This is a genomic window from Allorhodopirellula heiligendammensis (assembly GCF_007860105.1).
Taxonomy (GTDB): Bacteria; Planctomycetota; Planctomycetia; order Pirellulales; family Pirellulaceae; genus Rhodopirellula; species Rhodopirellula heiligendammensis.
Genome location: NZ_SJPU01000005.1, coordinates 87842 through 112949, shown reverse-complemented (window position 1 = coordinate 112949; position 25108 = coordinate 87842). Strand labels below are relative to the sequence as shown.

The following is a 25108-nucleotide window of genomic DNA, read 5'->3' as shown; positions in this document are numbered from 1 at the left end:
AGAATCATGTTCCGACAATTCGGCCTCCATCCCGCCAAATATTCACTTAACATTTGCTCTCGTTCACACGATTGACATCACCTGAGGACCTTGAAATGCATTTCCAGCCCGGCGTGAGGTTGTTGAAACCTCTCCTCACGATTGTTTGCTTACTCTTCGCGACATCGGGAGGTTGGTCGGCATTCGCAGCGGATCCGTTCAAATTCCAAGAAAATGACGTGGTGGCCATTTACGGCAACGGTTTGGCTGACCGGATGCAGCACGATCCGTGGGTCGAGACAGTACTACAAAACAATTTGAAAGGCCTGGACGTCAGCTTTCGAAACATGAGTTTCTCGGGTGACATGGTCAACAAAAAGCCACGTAGCCAAGGGTTCACTAACGACATCGAGTATCTGCAGCATGTGGCACCTGATGTTGTATTTCTTTTCTACGGTTACAACGAATCCTATGCAGGACCAAACAAGGCCGACGCCTATCAGGCTGAATTGGTCAAGTTAGTCGAGAACTATCGAAAAGTGCGTAAGGACGAGGGCGTCGACCTCCGTTTCGTGCTGTTCAGTCCGATCGCATTTGAAAACACGGGAGACCGCAATCTCCCCGAGGGCACGGAACAAAACGAGAGTTTGGCCGCTTACACCGAGGCCACTCGTCGCGCTGCTGCCGAAACGAACTCGACATTTGTGGACCTCTTTTCGCCAACCCTGCGGTTATTCCAGTCCGATGCCGAACGGTACACAATCAATGGCATTCACCTTTCAGCCAATGGTTACCTTGAACTCGCGGAGATGATCTCACAAGCGCTGCTTGGAAAGCCTGCGCCACCGGTCGACTCGGTTGCCGACCTGTACTCAGCGGTCAAGGACAAGAACTGGTACTGGCACAATCGCTATCGCGCGACCGATGGTAACGACGTTTGGGGCAGTCGTTCGGTGCTCAGCTTTGTCGACGGTCAAACCAATGCAGACGTGCTTAAGCACGAGTTGGTGATGCTTGACGTGATGTCCGCCAACCGTGACCAAGTGATTTGGGCTGCCGCCGAGGGTCGAAAGATTGAGCCCGATGACAGCAATGTTCCCCCACCGGTCAAAGTGATCTCGAATATTGGTGGCGGCAGCAAGAGCTCCAATGCAATGAAGGAAGGAGATGTTGATTATCTCAGTCCCGAGGAGAGCCTCGCCAAACTCAATGTCCCTGAAGGCTATGAGGTCAATGTCTTCGCTTCGGAAGTTCAATTCCCTGATCTGGCGAACCCGGTGCAGATGCAGGTTGATGCTAAAGGCCGGTTGTGGGTATCGAGCTGGAACACGTACCCGAAGTGGGAACCGTTGAAGGAAATGAACGATAGCCTGATGATCTTGGAGGACACCGACGGCGACGGCAAGGCTGACACCCGCAAGATCTTTGCTCACGTTCACAATCCTCTCGGATTTGAATTCTGGGGCGGTGGCGTGATTGTCACATCGGGGCCCGATTTGCTCTTCCTCAAAGACACCGATGGCGATGACGTCGCTGACGTGCGGTACCCCCTGTTGCAAGGGCTCGGAACCGCCGATACGCACCATGCGGCCAATAATTTGATCTATGGCCCCGACGGTGGGATTTATTGGCAGAGTGGTATTTTCCTAGTTCATAACCATGAAACGCCGTGGAAACAGAACCTGAATATCGGATCGTCGGGAATGTACCGTTTCGATCCACGGACCTTTGCGATCTCACCACACGCTGAAAACCGGCCCAATCCACACGGGACCAGCTTCGACCGTTGGGGCTACTGCTACGCTAACGATGGTACGGGCGGCCGCTCGTACCAAGTGCGCCCCGAGGGGAAGGGATTCAAAATGTTTGAATTGCTGACCAAGGAATTCCGGCCCGTCGCGGCGGACGCCATCATTTCCTCGGATCACCTCCCCGACGATGTGCAACAGGATTTCTTGATCTGCAATACGATCGGATTTCTGGGTGTCAAACAGTACGATCTCGATCGCGATGGCGACGGTGCGAAGCGAAAGCTCGGCGAGGTCTGGGGCACACCGGTCAAAGCGTTGATCGATAGCGAAGATCGGAATTTCCGACCGACCGACGCGGTCATCGGGCAAGATGGTGCGCTGTATGTGTCGGATTGGCACAACGCGATCATTGGCCACATGCAGCACAATATCCGTGACCCTAACCGAGACCACCAACACGGACGCATTTTTCGCCTAACAGCGACAGGGCGAGAATTGCAGAAGCCCGTCAAGATTCACGATCAGCCCATCGAAGTGTTGCTCGACAACCTCAAACATCCGGTTGATGGTGTGCGTCACCGCAGTCGCGTCGAGCTGAGTGCCCGTGATTCGCAGGCAGTGATCGCGGCAACCGTCAGGTGGATGGCGGACTTCGATCCCAACGATGAACTCGAGGCGCACCACCTGCTCGAAGCACTCTGGATGCACCAACAACATAACGTCCAGAACGAGGAACTGCTCAACAAGCTGTTGAACTCAAGCGTGAAGCATGCCGCCGTTGCTGCCAGCACGGTAAAACATTTTTGGGATAACGTTGACACCGCTGGCGCGAGTGGATTCACGGCACCCGCCGAGGAGCACATCGTCACATTTACGACTCCCAAGCATCTCCGCAATGCTGATCGGAAAGCGTACAAGCTCGGCGCGACAATCTATCAGCGAGAAGCCCATTGCATGACCTGCCACATGGCGGATGGCCAGGGCAACGCCAACGTGTACCCATCTCTGGTGGGTAGCCCTTGGGTACTCGGCAGCGAAGAGCGTCTCATCAAACTCGCCCTGCACGGCATGTGGGGCAAAATGACGGTCAACGGCAAAACTTATGATCCCGCTCGGGGCGTGCCGCCGATGACTGCCTTCCGTTCGATACTCAACGACAGAGATCTCGCTGCGGTGCTGACGTTTGTCCGCAATACGTGGGATAACGAGGCCTCGCCTATCAAGCCAGCTACGGTTAAAAAAGTTCGCGCCGAAACGGTCGACCGATCGACCTTTTGGAAGCCGGAGGAACTACTGGCCGAACACCCGCTCGAAGCTGCTCTCGCTCAGGCTGACGCTGGAACCGAGGTCGACAGTTTTTCCAACGAGGAATTGGAAAAGGAACTGCTCAGCGTTCCGCCTGCCAAGCTGGTGGAAGTCGCGCTTGCTAAAGGGAATGCCAAGCGAGGCAAAGAGTTGTTCTATCAATCGGCGGCGGCCTGCTTTGCCTGTCACGATCCACCAGCAGGTGCCGTTCGCATGGGTCCTGACCTGGCCACAGTCAAAACCGTGTTGACCAATGAAGAACTGGCAGAGGCGATATTGCATCCCTCCAAGGCCATCGATAAGGACTTCGCGCAGGTCAACGTCCTCACCGTTGACGGCGAGATCCTCACTGGCATTCGGGTTTCTGAAAACGCCGATGAGATCGTGCTACGAAATCTGGCTCAGACCGAACCGGTGAAGATCAGCAAGGATGATGTCGAAGATTTGGTCGAATCGAAGGTTTCACTGATGCCTGAGAATCTTGCACGGCTCTTGAAAAACCGTGACGAATTCAACGATCTGATGAAATACATCATCGAGGTCCGAAAACGTTAGGTTGGACGGTGGAGGACGCAGGGGCGAATTTCGTACTGCTGACGATGAACCTGATCACCGAGTTCGATGAATTCGGTCAGGTTGCTATCGGGAGCCATCCGCCACTGCGTTTTTCAAGTTCCGGCCACGGCCGCTCGGTAGCCGCGGACCGTTTCGGCTTGGCATTGTTGATCAATCACGGCAAGGAAGCGGCAGGGCGGTGATCGTTTGACGGGTGCCGAGAAGCACAGGGCCTGATGCAGGAGTGTGGCGAACTCATCTCGCGTGTACGCGGCCCGGACGCTCGCCGAAGCGTCGAAATGCACGACATCACTGCGTGTGACGAGACGGGCGGCGGCCGTGATGAGGGCGAGATTGGTGCGGGATCTCTCCAGATCACAAATCACGATCGCCCGATCGCTGACCCGCCACATCTCTTGGATCAATCGCGAGACTTCGGGCGGGTCGAGATGATGCATGAACAATGACGAAGTGACCACATCAAACCCCGCCGGTAATCCATCCCGCAAGCAATCCCGGCACACGGTGCCGAGTTGGACGCCGGCTGCATCGGCCGCTTCGGCCGCTGTCTGCATGGCCAGTTCACTGCGGTCGAGGGCCGTCACCGCCAACAGCATCTTCCGCCGACCCGCCATCCGCAGCCACTCGATCGGTAAATCACCGCTACCGCTGGCGACGTCGAGCACCCTCAGCGGTCGGCCGGCCGGCATCGTAGCGGCCAACCGAGCGAGCTGACGAAATAAAGTGCCGGAGATACCGCTGAGCCGGTTCAAGCGACGCAAACCCGCCAGCGCCGCCCGATGCCGATCGGCCGACAGGTCGGGGGCGTCCATCCATTCATTGACACGACAGCGAGGGAACGTCATGACGTCGGGTTGTGCTCCACGGGAGAGGTCTGAGCGGATGAGTTGCCTCGAAATTGACGCACGCGAAATACCAACGCGATCAGGCAAGCGATGATCACGACAATGCTCACCCACTGTGAGATCGATAGCGAAGTCCCAAATTGCCCCGCCTCATCGACACGGACCCATTCCAAGATGATTCGCAACACAGCATAAGCGATGAAACCGCACAGCATCAAAATACCGTCAAGGTGCACCCCGCTGATCCGCAAAATCCGCTCCAAGATCAACAGTAACACCAACATCACCGCTGCCATTACGGAACTGATGATTTGGGTCGCCCAAACTGGAGCTGCTCGGGGGGGCAGCTGATCGGGCGAAAACCGAGCCACCAATTCACCGTCGCGGACCACCGCCAAACCCGGCAATGCGTCTTCGGCGGGAATATCGGGCGGGGCCAATTTGGCAAAATCCGGATCGAGAATCAACGATACCGTCTGGCCTGGTTCAATGCTCCCCTGCGCTGCCAAACTGCCTGGCGTTACCGACTCGACCCTCCACTGCGTCCGCGCCCGACCGTGCTTGCCAGGTTCCCGTTCGGTGCTGCTAACAGGTTCTGCGGTAATCCCAATCAGTTCACCACTGAGTAGCTGATCCGCGTAGACGCTGCTGCCTGGCGGAAATTCAGCGGCCAGCGCGTTCGGCTCACAGGCCCCCCCATAGCAGCAACCATTCATGAGGCAGCCCAATCGCCCGAAGAATAAACCCACAAAAATACAGGGCACAATCACGTCACCAAGCTTCCAAAGGGGCAGACGCATGCGGGTGATCGCCCATGCCGAAGCAAGAAACCCACCGATAAAACCGCCATAGACAACCAATCCGCCCTGGGTCATCGCGGCCATGGCGGCAATGGTTTCAGGCCACGTGTCGCGTATAAAATCATTATGGTATTGGACCACATAGAACAGTCTGGCCCCGATTAATCCGCCGATAAATGTCCACGGCGCCAATCGAAAGATCGACTCCGCCCCCAGTCCGGCACGGTCCGCTCGCCAGGCCGCCAGCGAGACGGAGGCGACCGCCGCGAGCATCAGAAACATGCCGTAACCCCGAATCGGTAGTCCGACTGGGTCGCCCGCTATGTTGGCGAGTTCGAGCCGCGGCAGTACGAACACAATGATCGCCGCGAAAATCGCCCACACCACGCCCTCTTGAGCGATCAATGTTTTCCACGGTGAGAACGATGCTGAGCGTCCCGATGACCCCGCTGCGGCCGCCTCCGATTCGCGGGAGGGGCGTGATTCGCGGGAGGGGCGCAGCTGAGCCCACGCCAGGCGAACGATGACGTACAGGATCAGAGCAGCGAGCAGCCATCCCACGCCGAAAAATGGAATGCCAGCAATCTCGTGTGGAATTAGAAAAAGCGTTCGACGCATAACGATCGCAGGGGCGAGGGGAATAAGAATTGAATAATTGTGGCCCGATTAACTGATCAAGCCAATGTCGCAGGCCCGATACGCCACGAATAGGCGAATTTTCACTCCAGACGCTACAACCTGCCTCTGGGGGGACAAGAAAATTTAGCTAGACTAGCAATTCTGAGCAGGTTTGCGAAACTTTCGCCACCCGCAACTACACTGATGCTAGCGACTGACTATGCTATGTCGCTGACGGCCCCCATATTCTCTTCCAATTCGTTCTTCGAGGTCCCGATTCATGCCCAAGGCGCTTTGTCTGCTCAGCCTTGTGGCGTCGATTCTCCTGCTCGTGCTGTTCGGAGCCGATCTGATCATGGGCTTTGCGGGGATGCAGGACGCCGCCCCAATGCAAGGGACCAGTATGTTGATGGACCTTGCCTTCTTAGCATTTGCGGGCGGATTGGCCTACATGAGCTATTCCACCTATCGCGAACAAAGATGAGTGGCACGGGAGTTCACGGAAGACCGCGGGTTCAGAGTTCAGAGTTCAGACGTTAGAGTACACAGCGGTCCTTCTTCTGAACCCCTGAACCTTTTTTCTGAATTCTCCCTCTGATGTCTTCTCTGGCTGACTCTATCGGCGAAATGCTCGCCACATATCCCGATCCCGAATCCGGTCGACCGCTTGGTCCGATGGGCCAGATTCAGCAGATTGAGGTGGGCGACGACACGGTGACAGTGCGGATTGGGATCACCACGCATTGCCAGCCGATTGCTGATGAATTCGCTGATGCTGTTGCAGACAAAATTTTGACGATCGCACCCGGCAAGCGGGTGACGGTTGAGACGCCCGTCCACGAACGTCCACCGGCTCGCATTGGCCAGATCGGATTGCGTGCCAAGAGTGTGATTCTCGTAGGCAGCGGCAAGGGCGGGGTCGGTAAGAGCACCGTGGCCGCGTCGCTGGCCCTGACACTGCAACGTCTGGGCGCTAAGGTTGGATTGATGGACGCCGACGTCTATGGGCCGAGCATCCCACACCTACTCGGACTGCGGGGGCGTCCCGCCGTCTCCGAACAGAAGAAGATTGAACCCATTCGACTGGCCAATGCCATGCCGGTGATGTCAATGGGTTTTCTACTCGAACCCGACCAAGCAGTGATCTGGCGTGGGCCCATGCTCCACGGTTCCATTCAGCAGTTTCTGAAGGATACCGATTGGGGCGAGCTGGATTATCTCGTAATCGATATGCCACCGGGCACGGGGGATATTGCCCTAACACTTTCACAGAATGTGCCCGTTTCGGGAGCGGTCGTGGTGTGCACGCCGCAGGAGGTGGCGTTGCTAGACGCTGTCAAAGCGATCAGCATGTTCCGCAAAGTCAACATTCCGATCGCGGGCATGGTCGAGAACATGAGTGGTTTCCTGTGCCCCGATTGTGGCAAGACCTACGATATCTTCGGCAGTGGCGGGGCGCGGGAAAAAGCCGAAGAGCTCGGCGTGGCTTACCTCGGCGGGCTGCCGATCGACGTTACCCTGCGGGTTGCAGGCGATGAGGGGCGACTCGCCGAAGTGATCGAGACCGACGAGCGAGCACGTGCTCCATTTGAAAAAATTGCCCGAGCGCTGGTTCGCAACCTGGCCGCCGAAGCGGCAACAGCGCCACCCAAAGCGTCGCTGCCGACACTGTAGCGTTTCCTGAGGAGCGGGCTGATCCAAGCAGATGCGACGGCCCGTTTTCACTGGGTCGTGTTCCCACCGCTTGCTACAGCCCACCCTCTGAGCGTTCGCATGCAGCGTGCACGCGTTGGAAGGGAACATCGATACAGACACCATAGCCCGGATCCCGCGCCACACGAAAACGGCGGAAGTGTGGGGTGCTGAGCCCACACAGAAATTTGGCTTGATCGAGTGGTTCCGCAAACACGTCGGGATATCGCTCGATGGCGTTCTTCATCGCCATCGACGCCGAACGGCCAATGGAATCTCGCCCTGACTCGGTAGAGAGAGTTGGAATGGTGTCGGTATTGCGATCGGTTAACTTCGGCGAAACGTCCGATGCGCTGCGCAAACACACGCTACAGCGGCCGCAGGGTCGCTTGCGGCGGTGCCCAAAATGCTCCGCCAACCCGATGGCGAGGCACTCGGAACCTCGTAAAAACTCGATCATGTCTGCTACCCGGGTGATACTCTGTTCGAACTGTTGGAATGCGTGACGCTGCAAAGCAGCAATCACGGGCTGACGCCGTTTAATTGGCTTGACCCATTCGTAGCCGTGCATCGAGTCGGTCGCATCGACATTCCACAACCCCGCGATCGCAGTTTGCTCGATCGCGGCGATCAAGCATTCCCGATTAAGTTGATACTGGTCAGCGGCAACAATCAGATTAACCCGAAAACCTCGCCGCCCCTTTGCGAGCGAGGCCAACACGGCTCGGACGGCGTCACGATGTGCAGGGTCGCATTTTTCGATGATCACCTCGCTCGAAAACTTAGGAGTGATCCGATAGGTGTCGTACCGCATCGGTTGACATCGCAGGTATCCCAGCGTCTGCAGCCGAATCAGGATCGTAGCCAGGGCGGGTGTGGAAAGATTGATTTCCCACCCGAGTTTGCCAAGCGACAGATAGAATCGCGCGGGTTGCCCGATCAACCGGTCGAGCAGGTTTTTGAGTGATGTGGCGGTGGGCAAGTCCCCCGCCGCCAAATTTCCGAGGGCGACTTCATCACCACGGACGAGCAGTGTTTCGCACTGACACGGCTTCCCGTCACGTCCACCGCGTCCTATCTCTTGGCTGTAGGCTTCGATCGATTGGGACGGGTTATAGTGAATCACGCGGCGGATGTCGGCCTTGTCCACCCCCATTCCAAATGCGATCGTTCCGATCAAAATCGCATTGGCCGATTGGCCGAAGGCAAGTTGCACGTCGTCTCGTTCCGCGCTGGACAGTCCCGCGTGATAGACCAAAGGCTCCAAACCCGCGTTGCGGAGCGTTTCGCCGAGTTGATCAGCGGTACTACGGCGCGTGACGTAGATCAACGTGGCACCGCGGCGACGAGAACGCGCCCCTCGGAGCCGATCGATCAATGCCGCGTCACGCTCGCCGCTGCTGATAGGCGTGCAGCCCAACCGCAAGTTACTGCGGTGGGGTGACAACCGCACTGTTTGTTTGGCGTCGATCGAGAACGCTTTGCGGATGTCTCTCACCACAGCGGTCGTGGCCGTTGCGGTCAGGGCGAGCGTTTGTCCGATCTGGTAGCGCTCGACGAGGTCCGGGACGCGGAGATAGTCGGGCCGAAACGAGTGGCCCCACTGACTCATGCAGTGGGCCTCGTCAATCGCCAGCAGCGAGATCGGCAGTGCCCCGAGCTGGGCGGCGAATCGTTCGTTAAAAAACCGTTCCGGCGCCAGATAGAGCAGCTTGGCTTGGCGGGAGTGCAGTTTTCTCCAAGTCGCTGCAAACTCGGCAGCAGAAATCGACTGGTCAATCCTCAGGGCGGTGATGCCTTTTCGCATCAGTGAATCGCACTGGTCTTTCATCAGTGAAACCAGGGGCGAGACGACTACCGTCAAACCCGGTAAAATCTGGCTGGGTAATTGAAAGCAGAGACTCTTGCCGTGTCCGGTGGGCAGTACCGCGAGCGCGTTTTGGCCACGCAGGACGGCATCGATCACTTTCCGCTGAGCGGGCAGCAATTGAGGGTATCCGAACTGGCTCTCTAATAATTCGTGGGCGATTTGCCATCGCAAGCAAGTCTCCCCCTCGTCGCCACGCCTGTGCTGCTGCTCACCGGTATTCACGTTTGACATGATAGTCGCCCCTCGTCATGGACACACCGGGTCGTCATGATGAGCGGGGTCGTCATAATTGAGTCGTGCCGATAAGTTTTCAGGGTCGGCGAGAATTGAGCCCAACGCTCATTCTGCTCCCTTTCTTCCCTCTCCCGTCTCCCCCTCTGCCTTTCCTCATGGCTGCGACCTACAAAGACGCTGGCGTCGATCTCGACGTGTACGCGGAATCAATGAGCCGATTGCCTCGCTTGATGCATCGCACATTCAGTCCACGCGTGCTGCCGAGTGACGGCGGGTTCGCGGGGCTGTTTCGACTGGATTTCGACGGCAAACTGTTCGCGAGAAATTACGAAGAACCCGTCCTCGTCAGTGGCACCGATGGTGTGGGGACGAAGCTCGTCGTTGCTCAGTCGCTCGATCGGCACGACACCGTCGGCATCGATTTGGTCGCGATGTGCGTCAACGATTTGATTTGCACAGGGGCTGAGCCGCTGTTTTTCCTCGACTATGTCGCGATGGGACGCGACGATCCAGCTCGCTTGGAGCGGATCGTGTCAGGAATCAGTGATGGTTGCGTGGCTGGCGACATGTCCCTTCTCGGGGGCGAGACCGCGATCATGCCCGATATGTATGGCACAGACGATTACGATCTAGCAGGTTTTGCCGTCGGTGTTGTCGAACGCAAACGATTGATCGATGGACATTTAATCACCCCTGGTGATGTTGTACTGGGGCTGGCGGGATCGGGACTGCACAGCAACGGTTTTTCACTGGTACGCAAAGTGATTGCTGACAGCGGTGTGGGCTGGGACGACTGCCCACACGAGTTGGGTGGCGAGTCACTCGGCGACGTCTGTCTACAGCCCACTCGAATCTATACTTCTGCCATTCGCGCCATCCAGTCGCACTATCGGGTCAAACAGGTCCTGCACGGAATTGCCCACATCACGGGGGGCGGGATCGAAGAGAACCTTGATCGCATTTTGCCCAAGGGGGTCGACGCCATCATCGACCCCGCTGCCTGGACTCCCCACCCAATTTTCACCTGGGTGCAGCAGCAGGGTGCGGTCGCCACTGCGGAGATGCGGCGGGTCTTCAACATGGGAATCGGGATGGCGATCGTCGTCAACGAGTTTTATGCTGGCAGTATCGCGGGACAGATGCAATCACTGGGTATCGATTGCCATCGCATCGGCTCGATCACGACCGGCACGGGGCAAGTTCACTATACTGACCAGGAAGTCTGAGCCGAGTGCCGTAAGGCTCCGTCGCCAGCCCGGTCGCTTACGCGTCTCGACTCACTCATTTAACAGCCCGCTAGCCAGGGTTTTAAGCTGGCTTTCTAATCGTTTTCCAAACCTTCCTATTCGAGAGAGAGCACAACATGGCCCGCGTCGTTTATGCCACCCTTTTGAGCGTTCTTCCCGCCACGGTACTCTTCGCTCATGAAGGGCACGGGCACACCGCACCCGGCCAGGGCAATTCGTTATGGCATTATGTCACCGAACCGCAGCACGCGTGGGTGCTCACCGCGTTGGTGGTCGTCGCCGCAGCGGTAGCACTGTATCGCTGGTCACAGCGAAACGTCATCGCGTCCGCCGACGACTTGTCCTAAGCGATCCAGCATGCCTGCCGAGCAAGAATCCGTGAAGCGCATTACGACTCGCTCGCTGCAATCGATGCGACAGCGAGGTGAAGCGATCACCATGCTGACCGCATACGATTTCCCAACGGCGAGATTGCTCGACGAAGCGGGAATCGATGTGCTACTGGTCGGTGATTCGCTGGCCATGGTCGTCCAGGGCCACGACACAACGCTGCCGGTGACCATGGACCAAATGATCTATCACGCTGAGATGGTCGGTCGCGCCGCCAACCGCGCGATGGTTGTCGTCGATCTCCCTTTTCCCGAAGGCCAGATCGAGATTACGCGAAGCATCGAAGCCAGCGCGCGGGTCCTCAAAGAGACGCACTGCCACGCCGTCAAACTCGAAGGGGGCGCCGAACAGGCGGGCCGAATCGAAGCGATCGTGACCGCCGGAGTGCCCGTCATGGCCCATGTCGGCCTGCGTCCCCAAAACATCCACGTCGATGGTGGCTATCGCCTGCAACGTGACACCGAGAAATTGGTTGCTGACGCTCAGGCCGCCGAAGCAGCAGGCGCGTTTGCGGTCTTGATCGAGTGCGTGCCAGCTGCGGTCGCCGCCGCCATCACCGCCGCCGTCTCGGTTCCCACCATCGGTATCGGTGCGGGACGCAGCGTATCGGGACAAGTTCTCGTCACGCACGACATCGTCGGCTTGACCTCCGGTTACACACCCAAATTCACCCGCCAATTTGCAGACCTCGGCGAGGCACTTCGGGACGCCGCGACGGATTACTGCGAACAAGTCCGCCAAGGAAATTTCCCCAGTGACGCGGAAAGTTTCTAGGCCGCGACGGTGTCCTCCCGACCCCGTCACTTCCAACAGCAGTCGACCTACTTCCCGCTCAAGTCAGCGGTGCCGTTCGTCCACCCAGCGGCGAGACTTCCCCTCACTGCGGGGCAGACTCCCCGGGGCGACCGTCGTTACGGGAATCCGGAGTGCCATCCGATCACGCAGTAACTCCGCTAGCGGCGTCTGAACCTCGGTCACACCCTCATTCTCCACTTCGATCCGCAGTTGGTCCATCTCGTCACGGCGGGTAGCGATCATGCGGAACTCGGCTGTCGGAGCGATCTCTCGGACAATCGCCTCAATGCTGCTCGGAAACACATTGACGCCTCGAATCACCATCATGTCATCGGTGCGGCCAAGTACCCCGCCCGGTAGATGCACAAACCGGCAGGGCAGATCATGATCCCATTGAGGCCGGACGATGTCACCGGTTCGGTATCGGATCGCAGGGCCTCCTCGGCGTCCGAGGTTCGTCATCACGAGTTCACTCAACTCACCCTCGGCGGCTCTCCGCGGCACGGCAGTGACGGGGTCAAACACGAGAAACTCAGCGATGAATTCTGATTCGATGACATGCAGCCCCGAATCGTCGGCGCTTGCGAACCCCCATGCCCCCAGCTCGCTGGCACCGGCGTGATCGATCACCCGCGCCCCCCACTGAGACTCAATCGCCTCACGGATTGTTGGCACGCTGCCGCCAGGCTCGCCCGCGACAATGATTCGCGAGACGTTGTTCTTGGATAAATCAATGGAATGCTCAGCGGCGACACTTGCCAGGTGCAGGGCGTAGGTTGGGGTACAGCAGAGCACGGAGCAGCGCTGCTGGGCAATCATGTTCAAACGTGCCAAACTCGATAGCCCACCGCCGGGGATGACGAGCACACCACGCTGCACCAGTGCGTCATTGGCCGACCAAAACCCAATGAACGGGCCGAAGGAAAACGCCATCATCGCAATATCTGCGTTGGTGACCTCCGCCGCGTCGAGCACGTATTGCCAACAATCCAGCCACCACGCCCAGTCGGCTGTGGTGTCAAGCACAGGCATCGGCCATCCCCTCGAACCACTGGTTTGGTGATACCGCGTGTACTGCTCGGCGGGCAATGCGAAGATTCGGCCGGGTTCGCCAGGAGACGCCGCGAGCAGATCGGACTTGGTAACCAAGGGTAGACCAGCGAGTTCGTCGAGTTGCCGCAGCGGCAACTGACAAGCAGCCATCGATGGCGCGTAGAGCGGATGCTCAGACACGGAAGTCAAAATGCCGTTGAGCTTGCCAAGCTGCAGTTGTGTCAGTTCGTCGCGGCTCAGACCGCAACATTGGGGACGTGTCAGGATAGTCATCAGGCGGATTTTTGAGGCAGTCGGTAGCCGGCGTCCGTCGTGGAAACGGATCAACGACAGACTGGAGCAATCGTTTCGCGCCCGCCCCGGTGGCCGCCGCAATGGATTGTCCGATCAAGCGAGGTGCTATCATAGCGGCGACGAGACACCCGTACCTCACCGCCGCCTCCGCATAGCTGATTTTCCCCCGCTGAGCGATGTCGCTCTCAGCCCACGCCAAGCCGACGACGAGCAAACTCGCTCCAACGACCGCTAGTCCGCATCGGACCCAAGACCTCGCCTCGGAATCAACGCGCAACCCGATCAAGACGACTGGAATCATGCTAGTGATCACAACCATCCCCACCCAGAAAACAGGTCCGCGCTGGACCAGGGAAGTGTAGCGGAGCAGCGCTACCAAGATCGCACATGCAGTCAGCGTGGCCAGCAGATCAGCGATCGTGAACTGGCGGGCTCCATGCCCAGAACTTTCGAGTCGCCCACACAAACCGTTCAATGCGTTTGTCGCACACACTAAAACCGCTAAGACCCACGTCCGGCTGAGTGTCCAATCGCTCGTCCAGAGCCCACTGCTCGGCCCAACGTCCCCCATGTGGTCGCTGTCAGTTAGTGTCAAACCGAATAACTGCGATAGCACCAAAGCCATGTAGCCACCTGCCATCACGAGGAACGCCCGTGTCCCCTTGGACCATATCCCCTCGGACCATATCCCCCCGGGGCCGGTCCTATTTGCACGTATCCCTTTCAAGCTGCCGCGTTGTGGCGTCAGCGTCGCCGCCAGGGCAAATCCATATAGGAGCCCGACCATCAGTTCATGTGGGATCGAACCGTCCAGCGGGATCGGCAGGTTTAGCATCCGTGTTCCGTTCCGAGTGGGGAGTTATTCGGTTAGATTAGGCCGTTCGGCACGGTATCTATATTGATTGGCTGCTCAAATTTCCGGCACCCACGAGTCACCTACTTCCACGCGAGTCTGAACATGGACGGGACGACTGAACCGATTATCGCAATTATCGGACATCCGATCGCTGGGAATCCGACGCAATTTGCATTGGAAACCGGGTTCGCCGCTGCCCAGATTGACTGTCGCGTTCTATCGGTCGACCTGCCGCCGGATCGGGTATCGGCAGCCATCGCGGGCATGGACGCGATGAACTTTCGCGGCATCTGGATCACTCCTTCCTGTCGCGCTGCATCATCGCTGGTCGCTCCTCAAGCCTCGCTTCCCCTGCTCGATTTTCTACAACACCGCAGAGACGCTGCATCAGCCCCCCCGTGGACGACACTCTCATTGAAGCAACGGGTCTGGCCCGGCCTTGCTGGCGACCTCCTCGATCGCCGCTCCTGTCACTGTCGGAAACTTTGGTGGATTGACGATCGGGCAGGTCTTTCAGCGGATGACTTACACGCTCAGAGAACGAAACTTGTCGAACAGATACACGCCGCGAACTGCGATAGTTTCTCGGCATTCGAGGTGGACCAGATCGAAATCGTTAACACCCCCACCGGCATCGAAGTCGACGACGACCTTGATAATGCCGACGTGATCATCTGGGCACGGTCCAAGAACGTCCCCACTCAGTGGGAGCCTTCTTGTCGGAGTATCATCATCGATCTGAATGAGAACTGGGATCCTGAACATCTCGTTTTCTGGGATGGAATTAAGGCGGTCGCTGGCGACTGCTTGCGCGGCGCTGACGTGCATGCGGCTTGCTTGTCGCTTCTGACCAAGCTGTTATTCGATCGCCACGTCGATCCGGAAGTGTTTCAAGACGCTGTCGATGAGTACCTAGCTGTTTGACACGAATCGACATTGGCTGCTTGACCTCTTCCAGAGGAACTCGTTGAGCCACCCACCCATCAGGCCGCGAGTTCGCCGCAAGAACGCAGGTCAATGCCCGTGCGGCCTCACCGCTCAAGAACGCCCCCTCAGAAAGAAGTGCGATGAAAAGCATTCCCAAACAGGCTGCTGACCGCAAGCTGCAAACCGGATTGGTTGCCGCTGCCGAGCAGCTGCGTAACGCCGTCGACGCGCTCAGCTTCGCCGATCCGGTCACCCATATTTACAACCCGCTCGATTATGCTTGGGATTTGCACCAACGTTACATCGCGCAAGCAGCCGCGAGCGCCCATGTTTTGTTCCTGGGTATGAACCCAGGCCCCTGGGGAATGGCTCAGACGGGAGTCCCTTTCGGTGAAATTGCTGCGGTGCGCGACTGGATGAAAATTCGTGGAGACGTCGAGAAGGTCGAGAACGAACACCCCAAACGACCGGTCGAAGGACTCGCTTGCCAACGCAGTGAAGTCAGTGGCCGGCGGTTGTGGGGGCTCGCACAGGATCGTTTCCAAACTCCCGCAGCGTTCTTTCGCAAACACTTTGTGTTGAACTATTGCCCGCTCGTTTTTATGGAGAGCAGTGGCCGAAATCGGACGCCTGATAAACTTCCAGTCGCGGAGCGTGATGCATTGCAGAAGTGCTGCGACCAACACCTACGCGATGTGCTCGCTCTCCTGCCATGGACGCATTTGGTCGGTGTCGGAGCCTTCGCTGAAACCTGTTTGAAACGCGTCACCAACGACAGTGACGGTACTGCGGAAATCGTGCGGATTCTTCACCCTAGCCCCGCGTCTCCCGCAGCCAATCGAGATTGGGCCGGGACGGCGACCACGCAACTCGAACAGGCCGGAGTGTGGTGAGGGCCTCGGGAGGCCCCGACTTGTCGATTCGAGATGTCCGTTCGCGTGCCTATTGGCAACTCATCCATTGGCTTCCGACCGCACCACCCGACCACCCTCGTCAGCGGCGCCCGGCCCGATTTCGATAATCCAATCGGCGGCAGCGGTGAGCATGGGGTGGTGCTCGATCACAACGAGTGAGTGGCCATCGGCGATGAGGGCGTCAAAACAACCGATCAGCCGCGTGATGTCGGCGAAGTGCAACCCGGTCGTGGGCTCGTCCATCAAAAACAACGTGCGACGCTTGGTCGAACCAGCCAAAAAAGCAGCGAGCTTTAACCGCTGGGCTTCACCGGAGGATAGCGTCGTCGCGGGTTGACCGAGCGGGATGTAGTCGAGACCGACATCGACTAGACGCTTCAGTCGGGCCTGCGCCTTGGGCATGCTGCGGAAGAAGCGGTATGCGTCGCCGACCGTCATCTCCAGCACCTCGGCAATGGTGCGATCACGATATCGCACCTGCAAGACTTCGTCACGGTATCGTCGCCCGCGGCACTCGGGACATCGCATCGACACATCCGCGAGGAACTGCATGTCAACTGTCTGCACGCCCGCACCTTCGCACGCCGCACACTGACCGGCCGATGAGTTGAAACTAAAGTGGCCTGGTTTGAAGTTACGAATCCGAGCATCGACCGTGTCTGCAAACGCCTTGCGAATCTCGTCAAAGGCTTTGGCAAACGTGACCGGACAACTGCGAGGACTGCGACTGATCGGCGACTGGTCGACGAGCAAGCAATCTTCAATTCGTTCCACACCACGTAGGCTCTCAAAAGGCAAAGTGGCCGCCGCGCTGCTGGGAGGCGTCTCACCCCGTCGCCGCGCCAATTCGCTCGTGACGGCCCCGAAGAGAGTGTCATGAATCAGACTGCTCTTGCCGCTCCCCGATCGACCCGTGACCACGCACAGTGTTCCGAGCGGGAACGACACATCAACCTGTTTGAGATTGTGTCCCGATGCACCGCGTAACTCAATAAAGTGACTAGGTCTCCGTACTCCTCCATCACCCGCTTGGGCGCTAGCCCCGGTTACTTCACTTTGATCACCCGCTTGGGAGCTCGCTCCGCTTACTTTACTTTGATCAGCCGCTTGGGCGCTAGCCCCGGTTACTTTACGACCAGTTCGACAATCGTGGCTAACGCCTAAATGGCCAGTAGAATCAGCGTTCTTTAAATTTGAATTGTCCTGCTCGCAAAGGTAGGGACCGGTCAGCGAATCGGGGTCGTCGAGCAGCTCCTGGGGAGTTCCCGTGAACGTTTTCTTCCCGCCGCCCACGCCTGCTTCAGGTCCAATCTCGATCACATGATCGGCTGCAGCGATCAGTTGCGCATTATGTTCGACGGCCACCACGGTGTTACCGCGATCACGCAACCGAACGATGGTTTGAATGAGATTGCGGACATCATCGGGATGCAAGCCAGCGGTTGGCTCATCGAGTACGTAAAGCATGCCAATGAGGGTGCTGCCCAGCGCCGAGGTGAGAGCGATCCGCTGCGTCTCACCGCCTGACAACGTTCGGAGCGGTCGATCGAGTTGGAGATATCCCAGTCCCACGGCATCGAGATATTGCAATCGGTCGAGGATTTGACGGACTGGTTCTCGCGCGATCGCGTACTGCCGCTGCTCGCTCGCCTCAGCCACCATAGCGAGCGTCATCGCGTCAACGTCCGCAGTGTGATCCTTACGCTCATTGGTATCGATCGTCACGTTCGTTAGAAACTCGGTGACTTGATCGCATCGCATTGCCAGCACGTCTGCGATGCTTTTGTCGGCAATGCGATAAGCAAGCGCTTCGGGTTTGAGCCGTTGTCCGTCACAGGTGGGACAGGTCGAATAAGTTCGGTAGCGGGACGCGAACACTCGCACGTGCATCTTGTACTTTTTGCGATCCAACCAGGCAAAAAAGCCATCGAGGCCACCGAATTTTCCTTCGGGCACACCGGCGTGAATCTTCTTCAGCTCAGATTTTTTGAGCTTCTCAAACGGCACATCGACGCGAATCTTGAAATCATCCGCGAGGGCGAGCAGCTCGTCGAGCTCATGACTGTAAGACGGTGTGTTCCAGGGTGCGATCGCGCCTTCGCGGATCGACATCGTGGGATCAGGCACGACGAGCGACATGTCGACTCGCAGCACGTCACCAAAGCCTTCACAGGTGGGGCACGCGCCGAGTGGATGATTGAAATTGAACAGCCGCGGTACGGGATCGGCATACTCAATGTCGCACTCGTCACAGCGGCGACGATCGCTGATGACACGCTGTTCCATGTCACGTCCATCAACGGTCATGGTTCGCGCGGGAGCTTTGACCAGCCGCAAGGACGGTTTGGTTTGCCTCACATCCTCCACATGCGCGGAGTTGGATTGACTTCGCTGCAGTAGCACGACAGCTCGTCCGTTACCTTCGGCCATGGCCGTTTCGAGCGACTCAGTCCAGCGCGACAGCTCGGTATCACCGGACAATCGATCAACGACCACCACGGCGGCCACGCCACGGCTACCGATCCGCCGGGCCATTGGCCCCCGGTCCTCGTCGGAAAGACGAAACGTCTCGCCTTTGAGGATCAGACGCAGATAGCCTTCCTGTTGCAGACCGAGCAAAATCTCACTGGCGGCGGCTCGGTTGGGCAGCCAAATTTCAAAGCCGACGATCGCGCGGTCCACGCCGCTGGCCGGATCGGCCATCTCCGCTGCCACACTCTGCGGGCTATCAATCTCGACGCGGCGTCCACAGCCGTAACACACCAGATCGGCAGCCTTGGCAAACAACAATCGAATATGCTCGGCGATTTCGGTAGCCGTTGCGACCGTACTGCGATTGTTCTTGACTGCAGCCGCCCGCGTGACGGCTATCGCTGGTGGGATGCCAGTGATCGAATCGCAATCCGGCTTCTCCAGCCGAGCGAGATACTGGCGGGTGTAAGCAGAAAAACTCTCGATGTAGCAGCGCTGCCCCTCGGCGTAGAGTGTGTCCAGGGCCAGCGACGTCTTGCCGCTCCCCGAAAGTCCACAGATCACCGTTAATTTCCCACGAGGAATATCGACGTCAATGTTTTGCAGATTGTGTACGCGACACCCACGCAGCTCGATCGGGGGCGCGTCGTCTGCCGTGACGTTCTTGCGGGGCCTACGGGAGAGGGTGGGTTTCAAGTGAATCCTCGGTTTGCGTTGAATCTGGCGCGGACCATTTCACGCGTCAGTTATACACGAGTCATTCTGCATCCCGGAAGGGATTCCTTCCCATTCGCTGTCGCTCTTCATCCTCACTCGGTAGCGGGCGTGCGGACAGTAAGTTGTTTCGCATCATCAACTTACCTCACCCTCCAAGCACCGCAGGGAGCGTCGGAACACGAGGCTTTTGTGGTTCATTTGGGCAAACAACCTCTCGATCTGTTAGCCCGAAATGAGGTCGGCTGCCTCGATAGCCCGTCGGGTAAATAAATTAAAAATCCGCACTCAGCAGGATCTCTAAGAAGATCCACTACAGTAGAATCCAGCCATCTCGACTACACACAATGGTCGTACCTCAGGAGAATCCCCATGCCGACTCGATTGCGAACGCTCACGATATTCGTAGCGCTCATAGCCTGCGCCGCGATGACATGGAAGGCCAACGTGATGCAGGCTGCGGACATGCCCCCGAATATTGTCATGATCTTTGTTGACGACATGGGGCCGATGGACCTCGGGTGCTACGGCAGTACTTTCCACCAGACACCCAATATGGACAAGCTGTCGGCGCAAGGCATGCGGTTCAATCAAGCCTACGCTGCCTGCGCCGTTTGCTCGCCGACCCGCGTTTCACTCTACACCGGTCAATATCCTGCCCGAACAGGCACCACCAACTGGATCCGAGGATCCGCGAAACAATTCCCACATGAAAAGCTCAGCGAACCTGCCGATTGGAACGTCGCTGGATTAAAGGATGCGTGGACCACTTTGCCGGAAGTACTCAAGACAGCGGGCTATACCACGGCATCGTTTGGGAAATGGCACGCTGGGGGTAGTCCTGCGGACCATGGTTTCGACCAGAGCTACGACGATTGGAGTTTCAACCGCGAAGAGAACCAAGCAGATCCCAAGGGCGTTTCGCGCCTCACCAAAATGGCCACCGACTTCATCCACGAGAATGACAAACAACCCGTGTTTGTGGTCATCTCACATTTCGCCGTCCACACACCCATCCGTTTCAACAATGCCACCCGCGACGCATATGCAGAGCGAGTCGAGCAGGACAATCCGCAAACCAATGCTGACTATGCCGCCATGGTTGATGAGCTGGACCGGAGCGTGGGGCAGCTACTGGACTTTCTCGATCAAACTGGTGCCGCAGATCACACGCTCGTCATTTTATATGCAGACAACGGCGGGCTGGATCTCGAGGTGAACGGCCGAAAAAAAGGGCCGGCCAACAACGATCCGCTTCGTGGAAGCAAAGGATCCCAGTACGAAGGCGGCCTTCGCGTCCCGCTGCTCGTCCGCTGGCCGGGCCGAGTGCCCGCGAACCAGACCAATGATATACCCATCATCACGCCCGATTTCCTACCCACTCTGGCTGAGATTGCGGGCGTCGATCCCGCAGAGTTGCCACAGACAGTGGATGGCGTCAGCTTTGCCTCGGTGTTAACGGAAAATGGATCGTTAGCCGATCGCCCATTGTACTGGCACTTCCCACACTATCATCCTGGAGGTCGCCCCGGCAGTGTGATTCGGGTGGGCGACCAGAAACTCATCTATCGTCCCGACGACAAGACGGTTGAACTCTTCGACCTCGCCCAGGATCCTCGTGAAGCAAGCGACCTCTCCGCACAGATGCCCGAGCAAACTGAGCAGCTCAACGAACGACTGCAATCTTGGCTCGATCAAGTAGATGCCCCTCGGGCAATCCCCAACCCGAATTACAAGCGAAGACGGGCTCGGTATTGAGCCAAGATTTGATTAAGCCCTGAGTCCCGAACGGGATGGAAGCTCTCTGCCGGGGATGCAAGCCCCGGACGCGAAGCTACGCAGATTGATCGTCCCGAATGGAGCGACAATTTTATTACTGCAGTTTTGGGTGATGGTTGGTGTCTCCCGTCTCAATCCACGGGCTCACGCCCGCGGCGACAACCTGTCGTCCCATTCGGGACTGAGCATCAGTAGTAAAGTCGACGTCCCTCGCTAATGAGAATTGGCCCAAAAGCCTGCTCAACCCAAACGCCGTGCCAGCGTCGATGCCAAATCTCTCAGTGCCTCGTCGCTCGGCAAACTGATTTTCAGCGGCGGTCGACCCTGCTCATCTGGCTCGATCGATTCGCTCAGTTTGCTGGTCAACGCGTCCACTTTCGCTTTGTCGGGTTCCGTCGCCATCATCAGCCTCCCGTACATTCCATGCGAAGTGCTTTACCGAGAATTTGATGAGATCGACTTGAAGTGCCTCAAACAACTGGGTAGCTAGCCCAATCCGAGAGAGACTGCTCAGGTATGAGTAATGGTGTTAGGCCGATGATATTGTGAGTTTTTAGGAACTCGGAGTGAATCTGGCATTGAAGGTAGCGGAAGTCGTCAAGAGTTTTACTATTTCGGCGAGTCACGCGGCACTACCGAAACTCTGGACGAGTTCCGCTACAAAGACTGAGCGACACAAATAGATGCGGTTTTGGCCAGAAAACCGTTAACCCAATTGTGTATAACAGTCATGACGCGCCCCTAGCCCTAGCCGGTTTGTGAAGGAACCAAACGATGACTGACGACGCCAACGCCCCTAAGCACAGTAATACCCTGACGTACTGGATCGCAGGGGCGATTGTGGTCGCGATCGCGGTCGCACTGCTATGGCCCCATTTTGCGATGCACTTCGACATCGGAGGTGAGTTGTTTTTGAGATCACTCAAAATGATCGTGGTGCCGTTGGTGTTCACCTCAGTGATGTGCGGCATTCTTGGGCTGGGGGATGTCCGCCGTCTTGGCAAACCGGGGGCGACGGCGGTCGGCTACTACCTCTGCACGACCGTGTTGGCAGTGATCGTCGGTTTGATTGTCGTCAACGTGCTACGACCAGGCGTCGGGACGGTCGATAAAGCTCGTCTGCAGGAATTCAGTCAAGGATCGGAAAACCCGAAACAAGTCCTCCGCCGAACACTAGCGGAGGAAAGTGGATTGACCGAAGCGGAAGTTGCGGGCGTGCTCCATGACTTGCCAGCAGTCGAAGATGACATCCCCAGCACAAGCAAAATCCTGGAAAACTTGGCCTTGATGCTGGTCACGGACAACCTCTTCCAAGCGGCCGCAGAAATGCAGCTGTTACCGATCATCGTGTTCACGATTTGCTTCGGCGCGCTGCTGACAACGATGCCGAATCGAACTCGCTCCATCACGACACTTATCAGCGAAGCCAATGATGCCTTATTGGCATTCGTCATGATTCTGATGAAGATCGCGCCGCTCGGTATTTTCTGTCTGGTCACGGCTAGATTCGGCAAGGCGCAAGCAGAGGGAAAGTTCATGCAGGAGATCGGGCAGATCGGTTGGTATTTTGCCGCCGTGCTGATCGGGCTGGCTATTCACGCGTTTATCGTCCTGCCACTGATCTTCTGGATCGTCCGCCGAGAAAATCCTTATCGCTATGCCGCCGCGATGAGCCAAGCGTTGCTCACAGCGTTCTCAACGGCGAGCTCATCGGCAACACTCCCGGTCACGCTTGAGTGCGCGGAGTCAGCGGGAATTTCCAAACGTTCGTCGGAATTCGTCATCCCGCTCGGGGCGACGATCAACATGGATGGCACCGCGCTCTATGAAGCCGCCGCCGCGATCTTTATCGCCCAGGTCATCGGACAGGACCTGTCGATGTCTCAACAAGTCATTGTGGCCGTGACAGCAACACTCGCGGCAATCGGCGCCGCGGGGATCCCGGAGGCGGGACTGGTGACCATGCTGATCGTGCTCAATGCGGTCGGACTGCCGCTGGAATATATCGGCCTCATCCTCTCGGTTGACTGGTTGCTCGACCGCTTCCGCACGGCCGTGAATGTATTCGGCGATAGTGTGGGTGCGGCAGTCGTAGCAGTCACCATTCCCGAGGATGAAATACCGGAGCCACCGGCATATGCCCCTACCGGACAATGAACTCAGAGACTGGGCAAAGCAAGACTGGGCAAAACGAATCCAGAGAATACGATAAACAATGCCACAACCGTGACGATAAACAATCCCCACCAAGTCACAACGCTGGTATACCAGCGGTCGCCAAGGCCCTTCCAGAGATTCATTTTATGCCAGTTGAAGGTGAGCTGGTCAGTCACCTGCTCCGCTCGCGGCGGGGCCGTCAGCAAACTTACACAGCTACACACCGCCAAACAGAAGAACCAGTTGATAGACGCCTGATTGGCGTAGGGAACCAGCCACGCGGGAGGTGTGGCGGCGAGGCTCATATACAACTTGATGGCAATGCCCAGACCGAATCCCGAGATGATCGTTACCAACGCACCGGTGCCATTGATCCGTCGCCAAAGGATGCCGAGCACAAACACAGCGGCGAAGGGAGGAGCAAAAAACGCATACAGCGATTGGATGTATTCAAACAGACTGCCGCCGAGCCTACCTACAAATCCGCCCAGCAAGATCGAGATTGCCAGAATGATGATCGATGAGACCACGCCAACTCTGACAAGATCCCGATCCGACGCCTGGGGGCGAAACATCCGCTTGTAGATGTCGAGCGTGACGATGGTTGACGTCGAGTTGAGCACCGAGTTTACCGTGGACTGGATCGCCCCAAAGAGCGCCGCGAGCAGCAAGCCACGCAGCCCCACTGGCACCAACGACTGGATCAGCCGCACGTAGCCCTTATCGGCTTCTGGCTTCACCTGGTCCCACGGTCCCAGCAATATTTCAGGATGCAGCGCGAACAATATCATCCCAGGCACAACGGTGATCAACGGCATAATCACTTTGATCCAACCCGCAAATACAATCCCCATCCGGGCATCGTATTCGCTTCGTGCGCCCAACACACGCTGGATCATGAACTGGTTCAAGACATTGTACCAAACGCCTACTGAGAGAATAAAAGGTATGAGACTGATTGCCGGCACGATGGGATGGGTTGCGGCCTGGAAAAGCGACATGCGATCGTATGCATCGGCGTCTCCACCAGCAAGATGATCCGTGTTGACAGCGACAGCCTCGGCCCACTGGCCATGCGTCGCTTGATTCCGCTCGATCATGATGCGAAATCCGTCGATCAAAGATCCGCCGTCACCCGCCAGTGCGTCCAAGCCAAGGATCGTGACCGTCAATCCTCCCACTATCATGACCGCGACCGTCAAGAGATCGGTCCACGCAACGCTCGATAAGCCCCCGTAAATCGCCCAGATCCCCGATACGATTCCCAACGTAATGACAGCGAACCAGGGATCCCAACCGAACAAGCTCGAGAGGGCCAGCGCACCGCCATAAAGGACCGCAGCCAAAAACGCCACCACGTTGCTGATCACCGTCACAACGGCAAAGATCTGTCGCAGCGCGGCGTTGAACCGGAGCTCCAGATACTCCGGAGTTGTGAAAACTTTGGCTGACAACAGGAAGGGAATGAAGAACCAAATCAAGAGCGAGAATGTAATCACATTGCCCCACTCGAGCATCGAGACGGAGATTCCGAACACAACCGCCGAACCGATCATTCCAATGAAATGATCGCTGCTAATGTTCGATGCAATGAACGATCCTCCGACGACGTACCAGGGGAGTTTCTTGCCAGCTAGAAAATACTCGGTACTACTGGCCTGCTCACCGCGTCCGGCCCAATATCCGACGATGGATAACGTCGCGAAGAAGGCGCCGATTGCCAGATAGTCGAGCGGTGCCAACGCAAATGATTCAACTCCCATGCTTCCCTTTCATTGGTTGTCGCCGACATCGTCACGACTTTCGCGTTCCCGAGTGACCGAAACTCCCAACGAGTTCC

18 protein-coding genes are annotated in these 25108 nt (G+C 57.5%); 10 read left to right on the top strand and 8 right to left on the bottom strand.

From position 1 onward, the window contains the following. The first annotated feature begins 95 nt into the window (after positions 1–95). Complete coding sequence (locus Poly21_RS24940) at positions 96–3590, top strand: PVC-type heme-binding CxxCH protein (protein ID WP_146409795.1); 3495 nt, start codon at positions 96–98, stop codon at positions 3588–3590. Between the two features lie 113 nt (positions 3591–3703). Here Poly21_RS24940 and Poly21_RS24935 read toward each other — a convergent pair whose 3' ends face one another. Both Poly21_RS24935 and Poly21_RS24930 read right to left on the bottom strand, forming a co-directional pair. Then, entirely contained in the window at positions 3704–4456 is a 753-nt protein-coding gene (locus Poly21_RS24935; RefSeq protein WP_146409794.1) for a methyltransferase domain-containing protein, read from the bottom strand. Further along, positions 4453–5874 carry a prolipoprotein diacylglyceryl transferase gene (locus Poly21_RS24930; RefSeq protein ID WP_146409793.1) on the bottom strand — a complete coding sequence of 474 codons (1422 nt, stop codon included), beginning with the start codon at positions 5872–5874 and terminating at the stop codon, positions 4453–4455. The genes Poly21_RS24935 and Poly21_RS24930 overlap by 4 nt, the downstream gene beginning before the upstream one ends. Before the next feature lie 280 nt (positions 5875–6154). On the opposite strand from Poly21_RS24930, the gene Poly21_RS24925 reads away from it, so the two are divergent. Both Poly21_RS24925 and Poly21_RS24920 read left to right on the top strand, forming a co-directional pair. Beyond that, a complete protein-coding gene (locus Poly21_RS24925) occupies positions 6155–6358 on the top strand; it encodes a hypothetical protein (protein WP_146409792.1) in 204 nt (67 codons plus the stop codon). A 113-nt stretch (positions 6359–6471) separates the two neighbouring features. Then, a complete protein-coding gene (locus Poly21_RS24920) occupies positions 6472–7548 on the top strand; it encodes an Mrp/NBP35 family ATP-binding protein (RefSeq protein WP_146409791.1) in 1077 nt (358 codons plus the stop codon). 73 nt (positions 7549–7621) lie between these two features. Here the strand turns inward: Poly21_RS24920 and Poly21_RS24915 are convergent, their stop codons facing one another. Then, positions 7622–9667, bottom strand: coding sequence for a RecQ family ATP-dependent DNA helicase (locus tag Poly21_RS24915; protein ID WP_146409790.1), 2046 nt, complete (start codon positions 9665–9667; stop codon positions 7622–7624). A 158-nt stretch (positions 9668–9825) separates the two neighbouring features. Between Poly21_RS24915 and purM the strand changes: the two genes are divergently transcribed. The 3 genes from purM (at position 9826) to panB (ending at position 12081) form a co-directional block, all read left to right on the top strand. Then, entirely contained in the window at positions 9826–10896 is a 1071-nt protein-coding gene (purM, locus tag Poly21_RS24910) for a phosphoribosylformylglycinamidine cyclo-ligase (protein WP_146409789.1), read from the top strand. 137 nt (positions 10897–11033) lie between these two features. Beyond that, a complete protein-coding gene (locus tag Poly21_RS24905; RefSeq protein WP_146409788.1) occupies positions 11034–11264 on the top strand; it encodes a hypothetical protein in 231 nt (76 codons plus the stop codon). A gap of 10 nt (positions 11265–11274) precedes the next feature. Next, positions 11275–12081, top strand: coding sequence for a 3-methyl-2-oxobutanoate hydroxymethyltransferase (gene panB / locus Poly21_RS24900; protein WP_146409787.1), 807 nt, complete (start codon positions 11275–11277; stop codon positions 12079–12081). 63 nt (positions 12082–12144) lie between these two features. Here the strand turns inward: panB and Poly21_RS24895 are convergent, their stop codons facing one another. Then, entirely contained in the window at positions 12145–13428 is a 1284-nt protein-coding gene (locus Poly21_RS24895) for an acyl-CoA synthetase family protein (protein ID WP_146409786.1), read from the bottom strand. Beyond that, complete coding sequence (locus Poly21_RS24890; protein WP_146409785.1) at positions 13328–14284, bottom strand: hypothetical protein; 957 nt, start codon at positions 14282–14284, stop codon at positions 13328–13330. The genes Poly21_RS24895 and Poly21_RS24890 overlap by 101 nt, the downstream gene beginning before the upstream one ends. A 123-nt stretch (positions 14285–14407) precedes the next feature. Between Poly21_RS24890 and Poly21_RS24885 the strand changes: the two genes are divergently transcribed. Beyond that, on the top strand, positions 14408–15229 hold the full coding sequence (locus Poly21_RS24885; protein ID WP_146409784.1) for a shikimate dehydrogenase: 822 nt from the start codon (positions 14408–14410) through the stop codon (positions 15227–15229). Between the two features lie 143 nt (positions 15230–15372). Further along, the gene (locus Poly21_RS24880; RefSeq protein ID WP_146409783.1) at positions 15373–16125 is read left to right on the top strand and encodes a uracil-DNA glycosylase family protein; all 753 of its coding nucleotides are present in this window, start codon (positions 15373–15375) and stop codon (positions 16123–16125) included. A gap of 60 nt (positions 16126–16185) precedes the next feature. On the opposite strand, the gene Poly21_RS27965 is transcribed toward Poly21_RS24880, so the two are convergent. Continuing rightward, entirely contained in the window at positions 16186–19314 is a 3129-nt protein-coding gene (locus tag Poly21_RS27965) for an excinuclease ABC subunit UvrA (RefSeq protein WP_302120559.1), read from the bottom strand. Positions 19315–19704: 390 nt separating this feature from the next. Between Poly21_RS27965 and Poly21_RS24865 the strand changes: the two genes are divergently transcribed. Then, entirely contained in the window at positions 19705–21090 is a 1386-nt protein-coding gene (locus Poly21_RS24865) for a sulfatase (RefSeq protein ID WP_146409782.1), read from the top strand. 261 nt (positions 21091–21351) lie between these two features. Here Poly21_RS24865 and Poly21_RS27960 read toward each other — a convergent pair whose 3' ends face one another. After that, entirely contained in the window at positions 21352–21516 is a 165-nt protein-coding gene (locus Poly21_RS27960; RefSeq protein ID WP_302120558.1) for a hypothetical protein, read from the bottom strand. Between the two features lie 369 nt (positions 21517–21885). On the opposite strand from Poly21_RS27960, the gene Poly21_RS24860 reads away from it, so the two are divergent. After that, the gene (locus Poly21_RS24860) at positions 21886–23268 is read left to right on the top strand and encodes a dicarboxylate/amino acid:cation symporter (protein ID WP_146409781.1); all 1383 of its coding nucleotides are present in this window, start codon (positions 21886–21888) and stop codon (positions 23266–23268) included. Between the two features lie 2 nt (positions 23269–23270). Here Poly21_RS24860 and Poly21_RS24855 read toward each other — a convergent pair whose 3' ends face one another. After that, positions 23271–25031, bottom strand: coding sequence for an SLC5 family protein (locus tag Poly21_RS24855; RefSeq protein ID WP_146409780.1), 1761 nt, complete (start codon positions 25029–25031; stop codon positions 23271–23273). Positions 25032–25108: the final 77 nt, after the last annotated feature.